The sequence below is a fragment of the Lichenifustis flavocetrariae genome (assembly GCF_026130545.1).
GTDB lineage: Bacteria > Pseudomonadota > Alphaproteobacteria > Rhizobiales > Beijerinckiaceae > Lichenihabitans > Lichenihabitans flavocetrariae.
Genome location: NZ_JAMOIM010000014.1, coordinates 109,894 through 124,318, shown reverse-complemented (window position 1 = coordinate 124,318; position 14,425 = coordinate 109,894). Strand labels below are relative to the sequence as shown.

Sequence of the window (14,425 nt, the reverse complement as noted above, 5' to 3'; positions counted from 1 at the left end):
ATGAGCTCCTGGACCCTGTCCGACATCGCCAAGAAGATGAAGGACTTCGATTTCTGTTTTCTCTCGACCCATAGCGAAGGCGGCACCATCGCGGGCCGGCCGATGAGCAACAACGGCGACGTCGAATACCAGGGCGACAGTTTCTTCTTCACGTCGGACGACACGCTGACCGTGAAGGATATCGGGCGCGACCCGAAGGTGGCCCTGTCGTTCCAAGGGCCCAAGAGCTTGTTGGGCAAGCCGGGACTGATGATCGCCGTCGAGGGCCAGGCCGAACTGATCCGCGACAAGGCCGCGTTCAAGGCGCATTGGACCTCCGATCTCGAGCGATGGTTTGCCGATGGCATCGACACGCCCGGCCTCGTGCTCATCAAGGTGCATGCCGCCCGGATCCATTACTGGGACGGGGAACAGCAGGGCGAGGTGAAAGTATAGCACGTCCTCTGAACGTCGGGATGGCGACCAAGCCCTATTGGCCCAAGCCTGATGGCGTCGGACTGGCCGTGCGGCTCACGCCTCGTGCGAGCCGGAACGGTCTCGACGGCGTCCGGACGGAAGCTGACGGGCGCCCGGTGCTCCAGGTCCGGCTCGTGGCGCCGCCGGTTGAAGGGGCCGCCAATGCCGCGCTGACGAAGTTCTTGGCCGCGCAACTCGGGCTGCGGCAAAGCGATATCACCATCCGGTCCGGCGAGCGGTCACGCGTGAAAATTCTCGATCTCGCCGGTGATCCCCTCAGCCTTCTCCCGCGCCTCGACGCGTGGGTGCCCGACCCCAACGGGCCGGCATAGGGCAGGGGAGAAGCGTTACGGCCGACAATAGAAGGGCGGGAAGGTGCTGGCGGTGCCGGCATTCATCGACAGCACCACCATCGTATTCGCAAGCTTCAGTTCCTCGGGCGAGCGGGCGCAGACATCGGCCCGCCGGGTGCAGTTCGAGGCCAGGAAGGCTGCATGGCTGTCGAGAAATGCCCGCCCCAAGCCCTGCGGTCCTTGGTGCGCCAGCGCCTGCGACCAGGCGCGCTTGTAGCGGACGCATTTCACGTCATGCCAGCTTCGCTCGCGTGACGTGTCCGTTGCGGACACGCTTGCGGTTGAAAGAGCCGTAGCGGCGGCCACAATTATCAATTTGCCGATCATTTCACCCTCGGGGTCTCGGGACGAGGGTGGAAGCATCGGCGCCGTCCGAGGTCAACCGGAGCGCGCCCTCAGACTGTCGCTTGAATGGGCGTCCAGCCGTCCGGACCCGGCATGAACTGTGGGATATGGGCCAGGCCATGCACCAGCGCCGCGTCGGCGCCGAGCACGTCCCGCCAGTCATGGGCCTCGGTCAGGACACAGCCAATCCCGACCACATCGGCGCCGGCCGCGCGCAGCAGCCGCAGGGCGCCTCGGACGCTGGATCCCGTGGCGATCACATCGTCGACGAAGAGCACACGCCGGCCTTTCAGCAAGGGGACTGAGCGGCGGTCGAGCAACAGTGTCTGCTCGCCTTTCGAGGTGATCGACGAGATCCGCTCGGTCAGCGCGTCGCCGAGATGAATCTTGGGCGATTTCTGCAAGATGACGTAGTCGTCGAGGCCGAGCGCCCGCGACACTTCGATCGCGACCGGAATCCCCAGGGTCGCCGCACCGACGACGACGTCGGGCCGGAGCGGCGCGCAACGCTCCGCAAGCTTCTGACCCACATGGGCCCCGAACCGCACCCCGAGGTCGATGATCATCATGAGCGAAATGGCGAAATCGGGCTTGATGGGAACGATCGGCAGGTCGATGCGCAGACCGGCCACATCGACCGGCCAGACCAGGTTCAGCGGCATTTCGGGTTCTGTCGTCATCGAAAAAACCTCTCGGATCATGGGCCGCGCCGGTCGCGGCCGGCCACCGCGACGCCGTCCAATAATCATGCCGCTGCCACCTGTCGAACGCAGCCTGGCGCGGCGCGAGTGCGATCAACAGTGAAGTTTGGCCTCGAACGCCGACAGACCACGCGGCGAGGCATCTCCACGCTCAGAATGGACTTCGGGGGCTTTGCTTCGTCCTACATCAGTTTGAGTCGATGTCCGAAGTTGGGGCGTTGTGGCCAGGATCGTCTCGTAGGCGGCCTCTGCAAGCAGCCGGTATCCGCTGTCGGTCATGTGGACTCCGTCCTGGCCGATCAGGTCTTCCGGACGGATCAGCTTGTCGCGCACCCATCGAGGCATCAGCGTTAGACGATCGATGAACGCGACATTCTCGTCCCGCGCCACGGCTCTGATGGTGTCGGCGTAGACGGTCAGCTTGGTCATGGCGGTCGGGTCCGGGTTCCATTGTGGACCGATCAGGATGACGGCGCTTCCAGCCGCACGCATCGCTCTCAGGCCTTGACGCAATTTGTCCGGGAAGGTCTCCAACGCGTGGCCGTGCAGCGCGTCGTTGCTGCCGAGCTGCCAGATGATAAGGTTGGGCCGGCGTGAAAGGACGTCCCCGTTGAGGCGCCGCAGCATCGCATCCACGTCCTCGCCGTTGATGCCCCGGTTGACGACGTCGACCAGCGGACCCGCGGGCTCGGATTTGGCGAACAGCATCTGGAGCTGCGCCGGGTAGGTCGATGCCTCGCTGCTCGCCCCATAGCCGCGCGTAGTGGAGGAACCGAAGGCGACGATCTGGAACGCACCAGGGCGTGACCGCGTCGGTGGCGCGGCGGAATTGCTCCGTGTGTCACCCATCCGGGCGGCGATCGGAGAGTGAAAAAGGAAAAAGGCCGGCAGGAGGATGACACAGATGCCGAGCAGAAAGCGAAAGGTCGATGTCATGCGCCGTCGCAGCACGGTTCAGATCCCCTGTGAAGCGTGGGCCATCGCGAAGTCAGAGGGCCTCGCAGTCACCTTCCGGTTTCGATCGAGCCAGATGGCCAGGCCGAGGTGCCCCGCGAGACCGGTGAGGTTGACGGCGATCTGCACGACGGGTTGTCGCCCAAGGTCCTGGAAGGCGATCCGGCCTATCAGGGCGAGGAGGCAGCCGGCCGAAAAAATAGTCAAGGAGTGACGTCCGCAGGCCGTGAGGGAGTTCAGCGCCGGCCAGGAGGCCGCCGCGGCGAAACGTGAGGAGGTCAGGATAAGGTAGAGGAACGCAAGGCCGTGCAGCACGCGCCACGGCGGCGCCAACACCTTCCAGTCGGTGTCGAGCGCACTGCGCGGAAACATGGCCTCGGCCAGCGACGGCCACTGGTTCCAGCCGTCCGCGGCAATGAACGCGTAGACGAGATAGGCGCCGCAGAGGAGCCTGGCGGCAGGGGGCGGCGTGATGATCCAGGACGTGCGGCGCCGGATGCCGAGGCCTGCTGCGGCTCCCGCCACATAGACCACCTGCCATGTGAACGGATTGAAGGACCAGGCCGCCGCAGCAGCGCGCGCGTCAATTTGATTGGGCAGGTTCCTATGCGTCAGGATGGCTGTCCCGTAGACAGCCAGCGATACGGCAAGCGTCGCCCAGAGGCTACGTTGCAGCCCGAAGATGATCAGCGGCAAAGTCAAGACGAAGACGATGTAGAGCGGCAGAATATCGAGATAGGCTGGCTGCGCCTGCAAACTCAATCCTCGTATGATACCGGCGAGCCCGTCCTGGATCAGCGGGTTGAGCTCTGTCGGCGGTCGCCCGTTGCAGAGGTATCTGAGGATCAACACCACGGCTGTCGTGAGAAGCAGCATCGCATGTGCGCCCCAGATCGACACACAGCGCATCGCGATCTTCCGCAATCCGGCGCCAACACCCCGCTGCTCGAACACGCGCGAATAGACCAGAAAGCCCGAATAACCCGCCAGAAACACGAAGACCTCTGCGGCATCGCTGAAGCCGAAGCACCGCAGCGTTAAATTCGACAGGGAATTATAAGGGATATGATCGAAGAAGATCATGATGAGAGCCAATCCCCGCAGCAGATCGACGCGCGGATCGCGGCGGCTGACGTGGCGGTCAGGATCCGTGTTTCGCCACGACGACATCCATCACGTCCGTTCTTTTGCTCTCATGCTGGAACGATGCCATCACGATCCTGACGAAGATCTAAAATGATTCCTCGAACCGTCTCGTTCGGTCCGGATCGCATGAAGGACGGTTTCGGCCATCCGAGCCCTGTTCCCCTGGTCCGCCGCCTTGCGCTATCAAGGCGCAGCCTTTCCGAGCCGCGATGCGTCCGACACTTCTCAACCCTCTCTTCACCGCGGCCAAGACGTTACACGGCGTGGGCGCCAAGATCGCGCCGCTGCTCGACCGGCTCGTCGGCCGCGACGCCCGGACGATCGATCTGGTGTTCCATCTCCCCACCGGCGTCATCGACCGTCGCAGCCGGCCCAAGATCGCCGAGGCGCAGCGCGATCAGGTCGTGACCCTTGAAGTGCGGGTGGTCAATCATCAGCCGCCCGGGCAGAGCCGCAGCGGCAAGGCGCCGTTCAAGGTGCTGGTCGAGGACGAGACCGGCGACGTGACGCTGATCTTCTTCCACAACAGTCCGGCCTGGATCGCCAAGAGCCTGCCCGTAGGAGCCACGCGCTGGATCTCGGGGCGGCTCGACCAATGGGACGGCCATCTGCAGATGGTGCATCCCGATCGGGTGATGACCGCCGAGGAAGTGGCCACGATGCCGGCCGTCGAGCCGATCTATGGGCTCACCGAGGGGCTGTTTCCCCGTGTGCTTTCCCGGATTGTCGCCGACGCCCTGGCGCGGGTGCCCGTATTGCCCGAATGGCTCGACGAGAATCGCGTCATCCTCCGCGGTTGGCCGGCCTTCCACGAGGCGATCGCGCGCCTCCACGGGCCGCAGACGCCGGTCGATGTGGAGGCGACGAGCCCGGCTCACCAGCGCCTCGCCTATGACGAGTTGCTCGCGAGCCAATTGGCGCTGGCCAGTGTCCGGGGCCGTCTGCGGCAGGCCGACGGACGGCGGACCCTGGGGACGGGCGTCCTCGCGGGCCAGCTCGAAGCCATCCTGCCGTTTCGCCTCACCGACGGGCAGGCGCAGGCATTGGCCGAAATCCGGGCCGATCTCGCGGCGCCCGAGCGCATGCTACGGCTGCTGCAGGGCGATGTCGGCTCGGGCAAGACCGTGGTGGCGTTGCTCGCCATGGTGACGAGCGTCGAGGCCGGTCGCCAAGCGGCCCTCATGGTGCCGACCGAGATCCTGGCGCGCCAGCATTTTGAGCGCTTGGCCGCGCTTGGCGCGCAGGTCGGCATCAGAGTCACGCTCGTCACCGGGCGCGACAAGCCGAAGGAGCGCGAGGCCAAGCTCGCCGCGCTGGCGGCAGGCGAGACGCAGATCGTGGTGGGCACGCATGCGCTCTTCACCGACCCGATCGCCTTTCGGGACCTCGGCCTCGTGGTGGTCGACGAGCAGCATCGGTTCGGCGTCAACCAACGGCTCGCCCTGGCCGAGAAGGGCACCGCCGCCGACATGCTGGTGATGACCGCGACGCCGATCCCGCGCACGCTGGTGATGACGGTGTTCGGCGACATGGATGTATCGATCCTGCGTGAGAAACCGGCCGGGCGGCAGCCGATCACGACCGTGCTCGTGAATGCCGAGCGGCTGGAAGATGTCGTGGCCGGTCTTGCCCGGGCGATCCGCGACGGTGCCCGGGTCTATTGGGTCTGCCCCCTCGTGACCGAAAGCGAATTCGTCGACCTCGTGGCGGCGGAGGACCGCTACCGTGCGCTCCGCGAGGCCTTTGGGGATGCGGTGCGCCTCGTGCATGGCCAGATGAAGCCGGCCGAGAAAGATGCCGCGATGGCGGATTTCGCCGCCGGACGTGCCCAGATCCTCGTGGCCACCACGGTCATCGAGGTGGGCGTCGACGTGCCGGAGGCTTCGATCATCGTGATCGAACATGCCGAGCGGTTCGGGCTCGCCCAGCTGCATCAATTGCGCGGCCGCGTCGGCCGCGGCCAGGCGAAATCGAGCTGCGTGCTGGTCTACAAGGGCCCGCTCGGCGAGACCAGCGAAGCGCGTCTGCGCGTCATGCGCGACACCGAGGACGGATTCGTCATCGCCGAGGAAGACCTGCGCCTGCGCGGGGAAGGCGAACTCATCGGCACCCGCCAATCCGGCCTGCCGACTTACCGGGTCGCCCGGCTCGACGCTCATGGCAGCCTTCTTGCCGCCGCCCGCGAGGAGGCCGCCGCGATCTTCGCCGCAGACCCGCATCTGCAATCGGAGCGCGGAGAACGGCTGCGGACGCTGCTTTACCTCTTCGAGCGCGATGCCGCGGTGCGGCTGCTATCGGCCGGGTAGGTCATCTCGACCGCTTTAGCGCCGTCCAGCCTGACTGACCCGGTCGGCATCTCTACCCGAAAGAACTTCGCACATTCGAAACCGAGAACAATGGCGGGCTGGCCGACATCAGACTGGTGTCACGACTCAAGGCTGTCATCGTGACGTCGCAGAACCTTGGCCTTGTGTGCCGCGCTGTAGCTGCGCCGTCTCGACAGAACCGACGAGCGGATATCCGCGCCGAAGAGCAACCCTACGGCGGACGCGCCTACGTTAAACTTGAGTTCCTCGTCTTTGCCGGGGTGAACCGCGATGAGGCCGCAATTCTGTCCAAGATCCTCACGGTGATGAACCCGGACGGCCAGCCGACCTGCGCTTCTGGCCCAGGCGACCCGCGACGCCGTGATCGCCGAGGGACGCGGATCGGACAGTCCCTTCTTCATCCTGGATTGGGAGTGAAGGCTTCATGACCCGACACGAAACCTTCGTGGATTTCGCGGCGTCCTGCGGCGTCGATCTTGGCGCCGCCGCGGCCCGGCCCGGCCCGCTCCGCCTGTCCGATGTGTGGCGCGAGGGGCGCCTGGGCGGAGATGAACTGGCACGGCTCGTCGCCGCGTTCCACGATCTGCCCCGGCTCGATGTCGAGACTCTCGAACAGGCGCGGTTCCCGATCGAGGCGTTGTCGCTGCCGTTCCTTCGCGAGGCCCACCTGCTGCCGCTTGATGCCGGCACGGGCCTCCGTCTCGCGGTGGCCGATCCCGGCGACCGCGACTCTATCGCCGCCGTCAATCTCGCGCTTGGACAGGCGCCACCCCTCTGTGTCCTCTCCATCGAGGAACTCGACCTTCTGTTCGCGCGCCTCGGACGGGAGCGATCGATCGAGGCCCGGCCGACGCTCGCCGGGGTGGATGTCGCGGAGCCGGATACGATCGAGGCGTTGCAGGATCTCGCGCGCGGGGCGCCGGTCGTGCGTGCCATCGATGGGATCCTCGAACGCGCGCTCGACAGCGGCGCGACCGATATACATTTCGAGACGGGCCGCGAGGAACTGCAGATCCGTCTGCGGGTCGACGGCCTGCTGCGCCTCGATCAGGTGCTGCCGAAGAGCGCCGCCCCGGCCGTGATCTCGCGCGTGAAGATCCTGGCCAATCTCGATATTTCCGAGCGGCGGCTCCCGCAGGACGGGCGCGCGGCCGTGATGATCCGCAACACCGAAGCCGACCTTCGCGTCGCCGTGATGCCGACCATGTATGGCGAGACAGCGGTGTGCCGCATCCTGCTCAAGGATGCCAAATTGCTCGACTTCGCCCGTATCGGCATGTCGGCGGCCGTGCGCGGCGCTCTCGAACGGCTGCTCGCCGAGCCGCATGGCGTGCTCATCGTCACCGGCCCGACCGGAAGCGGCAAGACCACGACACTGGCGACCGCGATCTCGCTCCTGAACCAGCCGACACGCAAGATCGTCACCGTGGAAGATCCGATCGAGTATCAGTTGCCGGGCATCCACCAGACGCAGATCAAACCGGCGATCGGGCTGACCTTCGCGACCGCCCTGCGGTCGTTCCTGCGCCACGATCCCGACGTCATCATGGTGGGCGAGATGCGCGACGGCGAGACGGCGCAGATCGGCATCCAGGCCGCGCTGACCGGCCATCTGGTGCTGACGACGCTTCACACCAACTCGGCCGTGGACGCAGTGGTGCGCCTCGCCGACATGGGGGTCGAGCCATTCCTCATCGCCGCGAGCCTGCGGGGCGTGGTCGGCCAGCGCCTCGTGCGACGCCTCTGCGAACGATGCCACGCCCCCGATCCCGAGCAGAGCGAAGCCGCCGCGGCGCTTTGCCGAAGCCGGAATCTCCCGCTCCCCACGGGCATGGAGTACCGCAAGGCCATGGGCTGCCCGGCCTGCGGCCAGACGGGCTTCCGAGGCCGGATCGGCGTCTTCGAAGTCGTGGCTGCCGACAGCACGGTGAGAAGCCTCATCGGCAGCAAGGCGGACGCGCAGGCCCTTCTGGCTGCGGCGCGTCAGGCCGGAACCACGACCATGCTTGAGGATGGGCTGGACAAGGCCGCGCGCGGGCAGACCACCGTGGGCGAAATCCTGAGAGTGTGCGGATGACCCAGTGGTGGCGCTTCCCGCCGTTTCGAAGATCGAAGCCGGCGATAAGAGCGGCGATCTAGCGGTTCGTGCGGTGCTGACGCACTACTTCGGCGCGAAACGTGCGGCGCGAAAACTCGCCAGGAGCGGGTGAGGCTCGCCCGACGCGATCTCCTGAGCCAACAGTTCCCCGGCGATCAGGCCGAGCGTCGCCCCGCTGTGGCTGAAGGCCACGTGATAGTTCGGAATCCCTTGAAGGGGGCCGAAAACCGGTTCGCCGTCCAACGGAATCGGCTTCGGGCCAACCCCGTAGGAGTCGAGGACAAGCCGAGGATTGCCTTCGAGAACCGCCGAGGCTTCATCGAGCAGGCCTTGAACGGTGCTATCCTGCACCGCATAGGTCCCGTCCGGTCGTGTCACGACCTCCTCCTCCGACCAGCCGGAGTCGAGCACGAGCGCGCCTGTCGGGGTCGGCCGGATGGCGACCCGGGGCGTGTTCAGGACGGCCCGCAAAGCATGGTCGACGGGTTTTGTCTTGACCAGCAGCGAAATGGGGGTGGCATCCGGAATCGTGATCCCGACTTCGGCCACGATGCTCGGCACGGCCGGGCCGGTCGCGAGGAGCAGCGCGTCGGCCTCGAAGCGACCCGCCTCGACCGTACTGACGCCGACCACCCTCCCTCCAGCGAGGTCGACCTTCGTACGTCCGGCATGAGCGACCTGCCGCCCCCCGAGCGCCGCGAATTCGGCCAGGAGGAGGTCGATCAGGGATGGAAGATCGACCCATCCTTCGCCGGGATTGAAGATCGCCCCCTTCGTCGTGATCGCCCGGGCATCGACGCCAGGCGTCACGGCCGCCACGTCATCCTTTGACAGCAGCCTGGCATCGTAGCCGATGCTGCGTTCGTGAGCATGAGCTGCGACGATCCCGTTCCCGGCATCGTCGGCATCCCAGGTCAGACCGCCATCGAAGCGCAACCACGTCGCGTCCGTATGTCTGGCCGCCAGCGTCCTGTACCGGTCGATGCCGATCATCCGAAGCTGATGATAGGCGGCCGAGCGCATCCGTGACGAGTTGAGCCATGACAACGAACGTCCCGACGCCCCGTCGGCGAAACCGCCTTGTGTCACCAGGGTCACGCCGACGCCGAGACGGGCCAGTTGGAGGGCCGACGAGACCCCGAAGACGCCGCCACCGACGACGACGACGCGGTGAGCGGAGTAGGATGCGGTCATGTTGGAGATGCCTTGTTGAAGTAGGGAAAGCCGGAGCGATTGCCGAAGGTCAGGGCCGTTCCCAGACCTCGGATCGACCGGAGCGGAAGAAGGCATCGATCACCCGCATGTTCGCGACGGCGTCGGCGATACCCCATTCCAGCGGCTGCTCGCCGAGCACGGCTCGGGAGAAGGCGTCGCCCTGCGCCGTGTATTGGTTCGACGGCGGCAGGTCGATGATCTCGCGACCGGTGCCCGCGAGGTCGCGACCGTCGTCGACGACGATGCGGGTCGCGAGTTCGGCCGGGGCGTTGAACGGGATCTCGATCCTGATACGGCCGCGGATGCCCAGGATCTCCACGCTCTGGCACGGGACGAGCTGGGTGGCACAGGTGAAGGCGAGATGCCGGCCTCCACCAAAGGCCGAGAGGCCGCTCATCATGCGATCGGTCCGCAGGACGGGATCGTTGTCGAAGAGCCCGATGACGCGCTCCGGCTCGCCGCCGAATATGTAGCGTGCCGTGTTGATGGCGTAACAGCCGATGTCGTAGAGGCCGCCACCCCCGATGTCGGCCTGGTTACGGATGTTGGCGGGATCCGTGAGATAATAGGAGAAGATGGTCTGCACGGCGCGGACCTCGCCGATCCGGCCCGCCTCGACCAACGACTTGGCTTTGCGCCATTGCGGATGGTGTCGCACCATGAAGGCCTCGGCGACAAGCCGGCCGGTGCGTTGCGACGCCTCGGCCAGTTGCTGCGCACCCGCGGCATCGAGAGCCAGGGGTTTCTCGCACAGCACATGCTTGCCGGCCTCCAGCGCCTTCAGGGTCCAGGGCACATGCAGGTGGTTGGGGAGCGGATTGTAGATCGCCTCAATGGCAGGGTCGGCGAGCAACTCCTCGTAGCTGGCATAGGGGCGTGCGATGCCGAGCCTTTCGGCGGCGGCCTTGGCCTTGGCGCCATCCCGCGACGCGATGGCCACGACCGCCGAGCGCTCGCCACGCTGCATGGCCGGTATCACGCTCTCGGTGCCGATCTGCGCCGTGCTCAGCACACCCCAATTCACCTTGCGGGTCATGATTGTTCTCCCTGTATTGCGAGCCGATCCTTCGACCGGCCCGTTCTAACCTCGGCTCAGAGCACTTCCGAGAGGAAGCGCCGCAAGCGCGCGCTCTGCGGATTGCCGAAGATGGCGTCGGGTGAGCCGACCTCCACCACCCGACCCTCGTCCATGAAAACGACCTGATCCGCCACGCGCCGCGCGAAATTCATCTCGTGGGTCACGACCACCATGGTCATGCCGCTCTTTCCGAGCCCCGCCATGAGCTTCAGCACACCTTTGACCAGTTCCGGATCGAGGGCGCTCGTGACCTCGTCGAACAGCATCAACTCGGGTTCGAGCGCGAGGGCGCGGGCGATCGCGACACGCTGCTGCTGGCCGCCGGACAGATCGATCGGGCGATGATCCATGCGGCTCGCCAAGCCGACCTCCGAAAGGCGCTGGATGGCGATCCGCCTCGCCGTACCCGTTGCGACGCCTTTGACCTTGCGCAGCGACAGCATGACGTTGCCGAGCGCCGTATGATCCGGAAACAGGTTGAAATGCTGGAACACCATGCCGACCCGCCGCCGCAACCGGTCCGGCTTGATGTCGAGGACGCTGCGTCCGTCGAGACGGATGTCGCCGCCACGCGGCTCGGCCAGCCGGTTGAGGCAGCGCAGCAGGGTCGACTTGCCGGAGCCCGAGGGACCGATGATACAAGTGATGCTTCCGGCCTCGGCCGCGAGATTGACCTTCTGCAGCACCTGATAGTCGCCATAGAACATGTCGAGATCGACGACTTCGAGCCGCGCTCCTTTGCGACGCGTTGCGGCCGTGCTCTCCGGCGCCTGTGGGGCCGGAGCCGCGCTTGTCGCCTCGTCGAGTTCACCGACCTCCTTGAGGCCACTGGTCGGCGCCTTGATGCGGCGACCGCTGCGGAGCCGACGGTCGATGGCATTCACGAGATGCGTCAACGGCACCGTGATCAGCAGGTAGAAGATACCGGCCAGCATCAGCGGCGACAGGTTGCCGGACACGACGGCCTGATCCTGGCCCACCCGGAAGAGTTCGCGTTCAGACGCAAGAAGCCCCAGGAAATAGACGAGGCTCGAATCCTTGATGTTGCCGATGAACTGATTGACGAGGGCTGGCAGGACGCGCCGCACGCCCTGCGGGATGACGATGAGCCGCATGCCTTTGGGATAGGTCATGCCGAGCGCCCGGCAGGCCTCGATCTGGCCGCGCTCGACGCTCTGGATGCCTGAGCGGAAGATCTCCCCGATATAGGCTCCGGCGATCAGGCTGAGGGCCAGAATGCCGAGCGGATAGGGCGAGGGCCCGAAGATCTGCCGGCCGATCCGGGCAAAGCCCTGACCGATCAGCAGGATCGTCACGATGGCGGGCAGGCCCCGGAAGACGTCGGTGTAGATGCGGGCCGGCGTCCGGATCCACGCCGATCGAGAGATGCCCATCACGGCCAGCAGCATGCCGATGGCGATTCCGAGCAGCGTCGAGGCAACGGCAAGGATCAGTGTGTTCTTGAGGCCGACCAGGATCATGTTCGGCAGCACCGCCGCCATAGCTTGCCAGTCGAAGAAGCTCCGGTTGATGGTCTCGAACCAGTTCATGTCGATTCTCTGCAGGCCCCGTCAGGCGCGCCACCGGCGCCGGCTGAAAACGGTGCCGAGTCCCGGAGGGTCGGCCCCGCGGGGTTACTTCTTCGGCAGGTATTGGTCGGGCATCGGGGAGCCGGGAAACCATTTGAGGTAGAGGGTCTTCCAGGTGCCGTCCTGCATGGCCTCGTGCAGCGCCTTGTTCAGGGCAGCCCGGAACGGGTCATTGCCCTTCTTCACCACGAAACCCGCGGGAGCATCGAACGAGGGAATGTTGATCGCGAGGGTCAGGCCCTTGTACTGCTCGCCATATTGCTTGGCGGCCTCGTAATCGAGGAAATGCGCGTCGATCGAACCGCTGTTCAGCGCCGAGAGGGCCGAGTTGTTGTCGGGAAAGTTGACGAGGTCGGCCTTGGTGAAGTGATCGCGGGCATAGGTCTCCTGCAGAGTGCCCTGGACAACGCCAAGACGCTTGCCGGCGAGACCGTCCACCGTCTTGATCGCGGGGTCGGCAGTCAGCACCGTCAGGTACCCGGCCAGATAGCCGTCCGAAAAGTCGACAGTCTTCTTGCGGGCGTCGGTGGTGCCGATCGCCGCGACCGCCACATCGAAGCGGCCGTTCGCCACCGACGGAAGCAAGGCTGAGAAGTCCTGCCCTGTGAAGGTGACATGATCCTTGTCGAAGCCGATCCGGCGCGCCACGTCGCGGAAAAGTTCGACATCGAAACCGCCGAATTGGCCGTTGCTGTCGGTGAACGTGTAGGGCTTGGCGTCGCCCATGCTCCCCACGCTGATGGTCGAGGGATCGATCAGATTGTAGGGGTTGCCGGCCGGTGCCGCGAAGCCCGCGGCCGGCAGCAGAAACCCACCCGCAACAGCGGACAACAGCACCGTGCGGCGATCAAACCTGTTTGTCATCGTCACCTCCCACCAGAAGAGCCTTATGCGAAGCGTCGAAAGCCATCGCCTCTCGCCTCAGGCTGAGTCATTCTCAAGAACGACCGCTGAGACCGGTCTCTTATGCAAGTGAAACCGGTCTCACAAGCATTTTTAGGTCCTTGACGTAGATTTGTGCGCTCGCTAGTGCCCGTGCATGGAAAAGCGGCCGACGATGCACAAACAGGTCACCGTCGCGGATGTGGCCCGCATGGCCCAGGTGTCGAAAGCGACCGCCGCACGAGCACTGGGCGACTACGGCACGGTCGGCGCCGAGGTGAAACAGCGCGTGATCGAGGCGGCGCGGCGCCTCGACTATCGCGTGAACGAACTGGCCCGCACCATGGCGACGGGCCGCTCGGGGACGATCGGCGTCATTGTCGGCGACATCGAGAACCCGTTCTTCGGCCTCGCGGTCCGTGGGGTGAGCGACTGCGCCAAGGCCGCCGGCTTCGACGTGATCCTGTCGAACTCCAGTGAGGACATCGTCGAGGAACGAGCCGCCGTCGACGTGATGTTGGCGAAGGGAGTGGATGGCCTCATCGTCGCGCCGGCCATGATGCGCGGGACGGCACATCTCGAAGCGGTTCTCAAACGGGGTCGGCCCCTGGTTCTGCTCGACCGTGACGTTCCGGGCCTCGATATCGACACGGCCCTGGTCGACGGCAAGGCTGCCACGAAAGAGGCCCTGCGCCTTCTGGTCGAGGCCGGCCACCGCAGGATCGGCTATGTGACAGCCACCGAGGCGCCCAGTCCACGCTATACCGGCTTGTCCGACATCACGCTCAGCACAGTGTTGAACCGCATCGCCGGGTTTTTGGAGGGCGCGGCCGAGGCGGCGCTGCCTGAACCGGAGCGCTACATCCGGTTTGGAGCAAGCAGCGGCGTACAAGGGCAGGGGATCATCGGCGACCTCCTGTCCGCGCCCGACCGCCCTACGGCCATTCTGGCGTCGGATAGCAAGATCGCGCTCGACGTGATGCGGGCGGCCCGCAGTGCCGGACTCGTGGTGCCGCGGCACTTGTCCCTCGTCACCTTCGACGACGCGGATTGGACCAGCGCGGTTGAGCCGGCCATTACGGTCATCGCCCAGCCGACCTACGAGCTCGGACGGGAGGCGGCACGGATGTTGATCGAGCGCATCCAAGGTGAACGGATGGCGCCGCGCCGTTGCCTGCTCGCGGCAAAGATCATTGTGCGTGAGTCAGTCGCAAGACTGGAGGTGCAGGATGTGAAACATGAACCCCGTCGCAAAACATCCCCAGCCAATCAGAAGTAACC

13 protein-coding genes are annotated in these 14,425 nt (G+C 65.6%); 5 read left to right on the top strand and 8 right to left on the bottom strand.

The window, feature by feature from the left end:
* The gene (locus M8523_RS20010) at positions 1–435 is read left to right on the top strand and encodes a pyridoxamine 5'-phosphate oxidase family protein (protein WP_282586666.1); all 435 of its coding nucleotides are present in this window, start codon (positions 1–3) and stop codon (positions 433–435) included.
* Between the two features lie 20 nt (positions 436–455).
* Positions 456–788 (top strand): DUF167 domain-containing protein, encoded by a 333-nt coding sequence (locus tag M8523_RS20005; protein WP_282586665.1) that lies wholly within the window; start codon positions 456–458, stop codon positions 786–788.
* A 15-nt stretch (positions 789–803) separates the two neighbouring features.
* Here M8523_RS20005 and M8523_RS20000 read toward each other — a convergent pair whose 3' ends face one another.
* The 4 genes from M8523_RS20000 to M8523_RS19985 all read right to left on the bottom strand — a co-directional run bounded on the left by M8523_RS20000 (position 804) and on the right by M8523_RS19985 (position 3,979).
* Complete coding sequence (locus M8523_RS20000) at positions 804–1,136, bottom strand: hypothetical protein (protein WP_282586664.1); 333 nt, start codon at positions 1,134–1,136, stop codon at positions 804–806.
* Positions 1,137–1,204: 68 nt separating this feature from the next.
* Positions 1,205–1,834 (bottom strand): phosphoribosyltransferase family protein, encoded by a 630-nt coding sequence (locus M8523_RS19995; protein ID WP_282586663.1) that lies wholly within the window; start codon positions 1,832–1,834, stop codon positions 1,205–1,207.
* Between the two features lie 114 nt (positions 1,835–1,948).
* Positions 1,949–2,791 carry an SGNH/GDSL hydrolase family protein gene (locus M8523_RS19990; protein ID WP_282586662.1) on the bottom strand — a complete coding sequence of 281 codons (843 nt, stop codon included), beginning with the start codon at positions 2,789–2,791 and terminating at the stop codon, positions 1,949–1,951.
* Positions 2,792–2,809: 18 nt separating this feature from the next.
* Positions 2,810–3,979 (bottom strand): OpgC family protein, encoded by a 1,170-nt coding sequence (locus M8523_RS19985; protein ID WP_282586661.1) that lies wholly within the window; start codon positions 3,977–3,979, stop codon positions 2,810–2,812.
* Positions 3,980–4,164: 185 nt separating this feature from the next.
* Between M8523_RS19985 and recG the strand changes: the two genes are divergently transcribed.
* Complete coding sequence (recG, locus tag M8523_RS19980) at positions 4,165–6,261, top strand: ATP-dependent DNA helicase RecG (RefSeq protein ID WP_282586660.1); 2,097 nt, start codon at positions 4,165–4,167, stop codon at positions 6,259–6,261.
* 445 nt (positions 6,262–6,706) lie between these two features.
* The gene (locus M8523_RS19975; RefSeq protein ID WP_282586659.1) at positions 6,707–8,359 is read left to right on the top strand and encodes a GspE/PulE family protein; all 1,653 of its coding nucleotides are present in this window, start codon (positions 6,707–6,709) and stop codon (positions 8,357–8,359) included.
* Between the two features lie 84 nt (positions 8,360–8,443).
* On the opposite strand, the gene M8523_RS19970 is transcribed toward M8523_RS19975, so the two are convergent.
* The 4 genes from M8523_RS19970 to M8523_RS19955 all read right to left on the bottom strand — a co-directional run bounded on the left by M8523_RS19970 (position 8,444) and on the right by M8523_RS19955 (position 13,126).
* Positions 8,444–9,574, bottom strand: coding sequence for an NAD(P)/FAD-dependent oxidoreductase (locus M8523_RS19970; protein WP_282586658.1), 1,131 nt, complete (start codon positions 9,572–9,574; stop codon positions 8,444–8,446).
* Between the two features lie 49 nt (positions 9,575–9,623).
* Entirely contained in the window at positions 9,624–10,631 is a 1,008-nt protein-coding gene (locus M8523_RS19965; protein WP_282586657.1) for a Gfo/Idh/MocA family protein, read from the bottom strand.
* A gap of 56 nt (positions 10,632–10,687) precedes the next feature.
* Positions 10,688–12,223, bottom strand: coding sequence for an amino acid ABC transporter permease/ATP-binding protein (locus M8523_RS19960; protein WP_282586656.1), 1,536 nt, complete (start codon positions 12,221–12,223; stop codon positions 10,688–10,690).
* Positions 12,224–12,307: 84 nt separating this feature from the next.
* Positions 12,308–13,126 carry an ABC transporter substrate-binding protein gene (locus M8523_RS19955; RefSeq protein ID WP_282586655.1) on the bottom strand — a complete coding sequence of 273 codons (819 nt, stop codon included), beginning with the start codon at positions 13,124–13,126 and terminating at the stop codon, positions 12,308–12,310.
* 193 nt (positions 13,127–13,319) lie between these two features.
* Between M8523_RS19955 and M8523_RS19950 the strand changes: the two genes are divergently transcribed.
* Positions 13,320–14,423: a LacI family DNA-binding transcriptional regulator gene (locus M8523_RS19950; RefSeq protein WP_282586654.1), complete on the top strand. Its 1,104-nt coding sequence runs from the start codon at positions 13,320–13,322 to the stop codon at positions 14,421–14,423.
* Positions 14,424–14,425: the final 2 nt, after the last annotated feature.

Coding starts and splice junctions, on each gene's coding strand:
- M8523_RS19985 (WP_282586661.1), bottom strand. CDS start 3,979: ATGTCGTCGTGGCGAAACACGGATCCTGACCGCCACGTCAGCCGCCGC.
- recG (WP_282586660.1), top strand. CDS start 4,165: ATGCGTCCGACACTTCTCAACCCTCTCTTCACCGCGGCCAAGACGTTA.
- M8523_RS20000 (WP_282586664.1), bottom strand. CDS start 1,136: ATGATCGGCAAATTGATAATTGTGGCCGCCGCTACGGCTCTTTCAACC.
- M8523_RS19955 (WP_282586655.1), bottom strand. CDS start 13,126: ATGACAAACAGGTTTGATCGCCGCACGGTGCTGTTGTCCGCTGTTGCG.
- M8523_RS19990 (WP_282586662.1), bottom strand. CDS start 2,791: ATGACATCGACCTTTCGCTTTCTGCTCGGCATCTGTGTCATCCTCCTG.
- M8523_RS19975 (WP_282586659.1), top strand. CDS start 6,707: ATGACCCGACACGAAACCTTCGTGGATTTCGCGGCGTCCTGCGGCGTC.
- M8523_RS19960 (WP_282586656.1), bottom strand. CDS start 12,223: ATGAACTGGTTCGAGACCATCAACCGGAGCTTCTTCGACTGGCAAGCT.
- M8523_RS19995 (WP_282586663.1), bottom strand. CDS start 1,834: ATGACGACAGAACCCGAAATGCCGCTGAACCTGGTCTGGCCGGTCGAT.
- M8523_RS20010 (WP_282586666.1), top strand. CDS start 1: ATGAGCTCCTGGACCCTGTCCGACATCGCCAAGAAGATGAAGGACTTC.
- M8523_RS19970 (WP_282586658.1), bottom strand. CDS start 9,574: ATGACCGCATCCTACTCCGCTCACCGCGTCGTCGTCGTCGGTGGCGGC.
- M8523_RS19950 (WP_282586654.1), top strand. CDS start 13,320: ATGCACAAACAGGTCACCGTCGCGGATGTGGCCCGCATGGCCCAGGTG.
- M8523_RS19965 (WP_282586657.1), bottom strand. CDS start 10,631: ATGACCCGCAAGGTGAATTGGGGTGTGCTGAGCACGGCGCAGATCGGC.
- M8523_RS20005 (WP_282586665.1), top strand. CDS start 456: ATGGCGACCAAGCCCTATTGGCCCAAGCCTGATGGCGTCGGACTGGCC.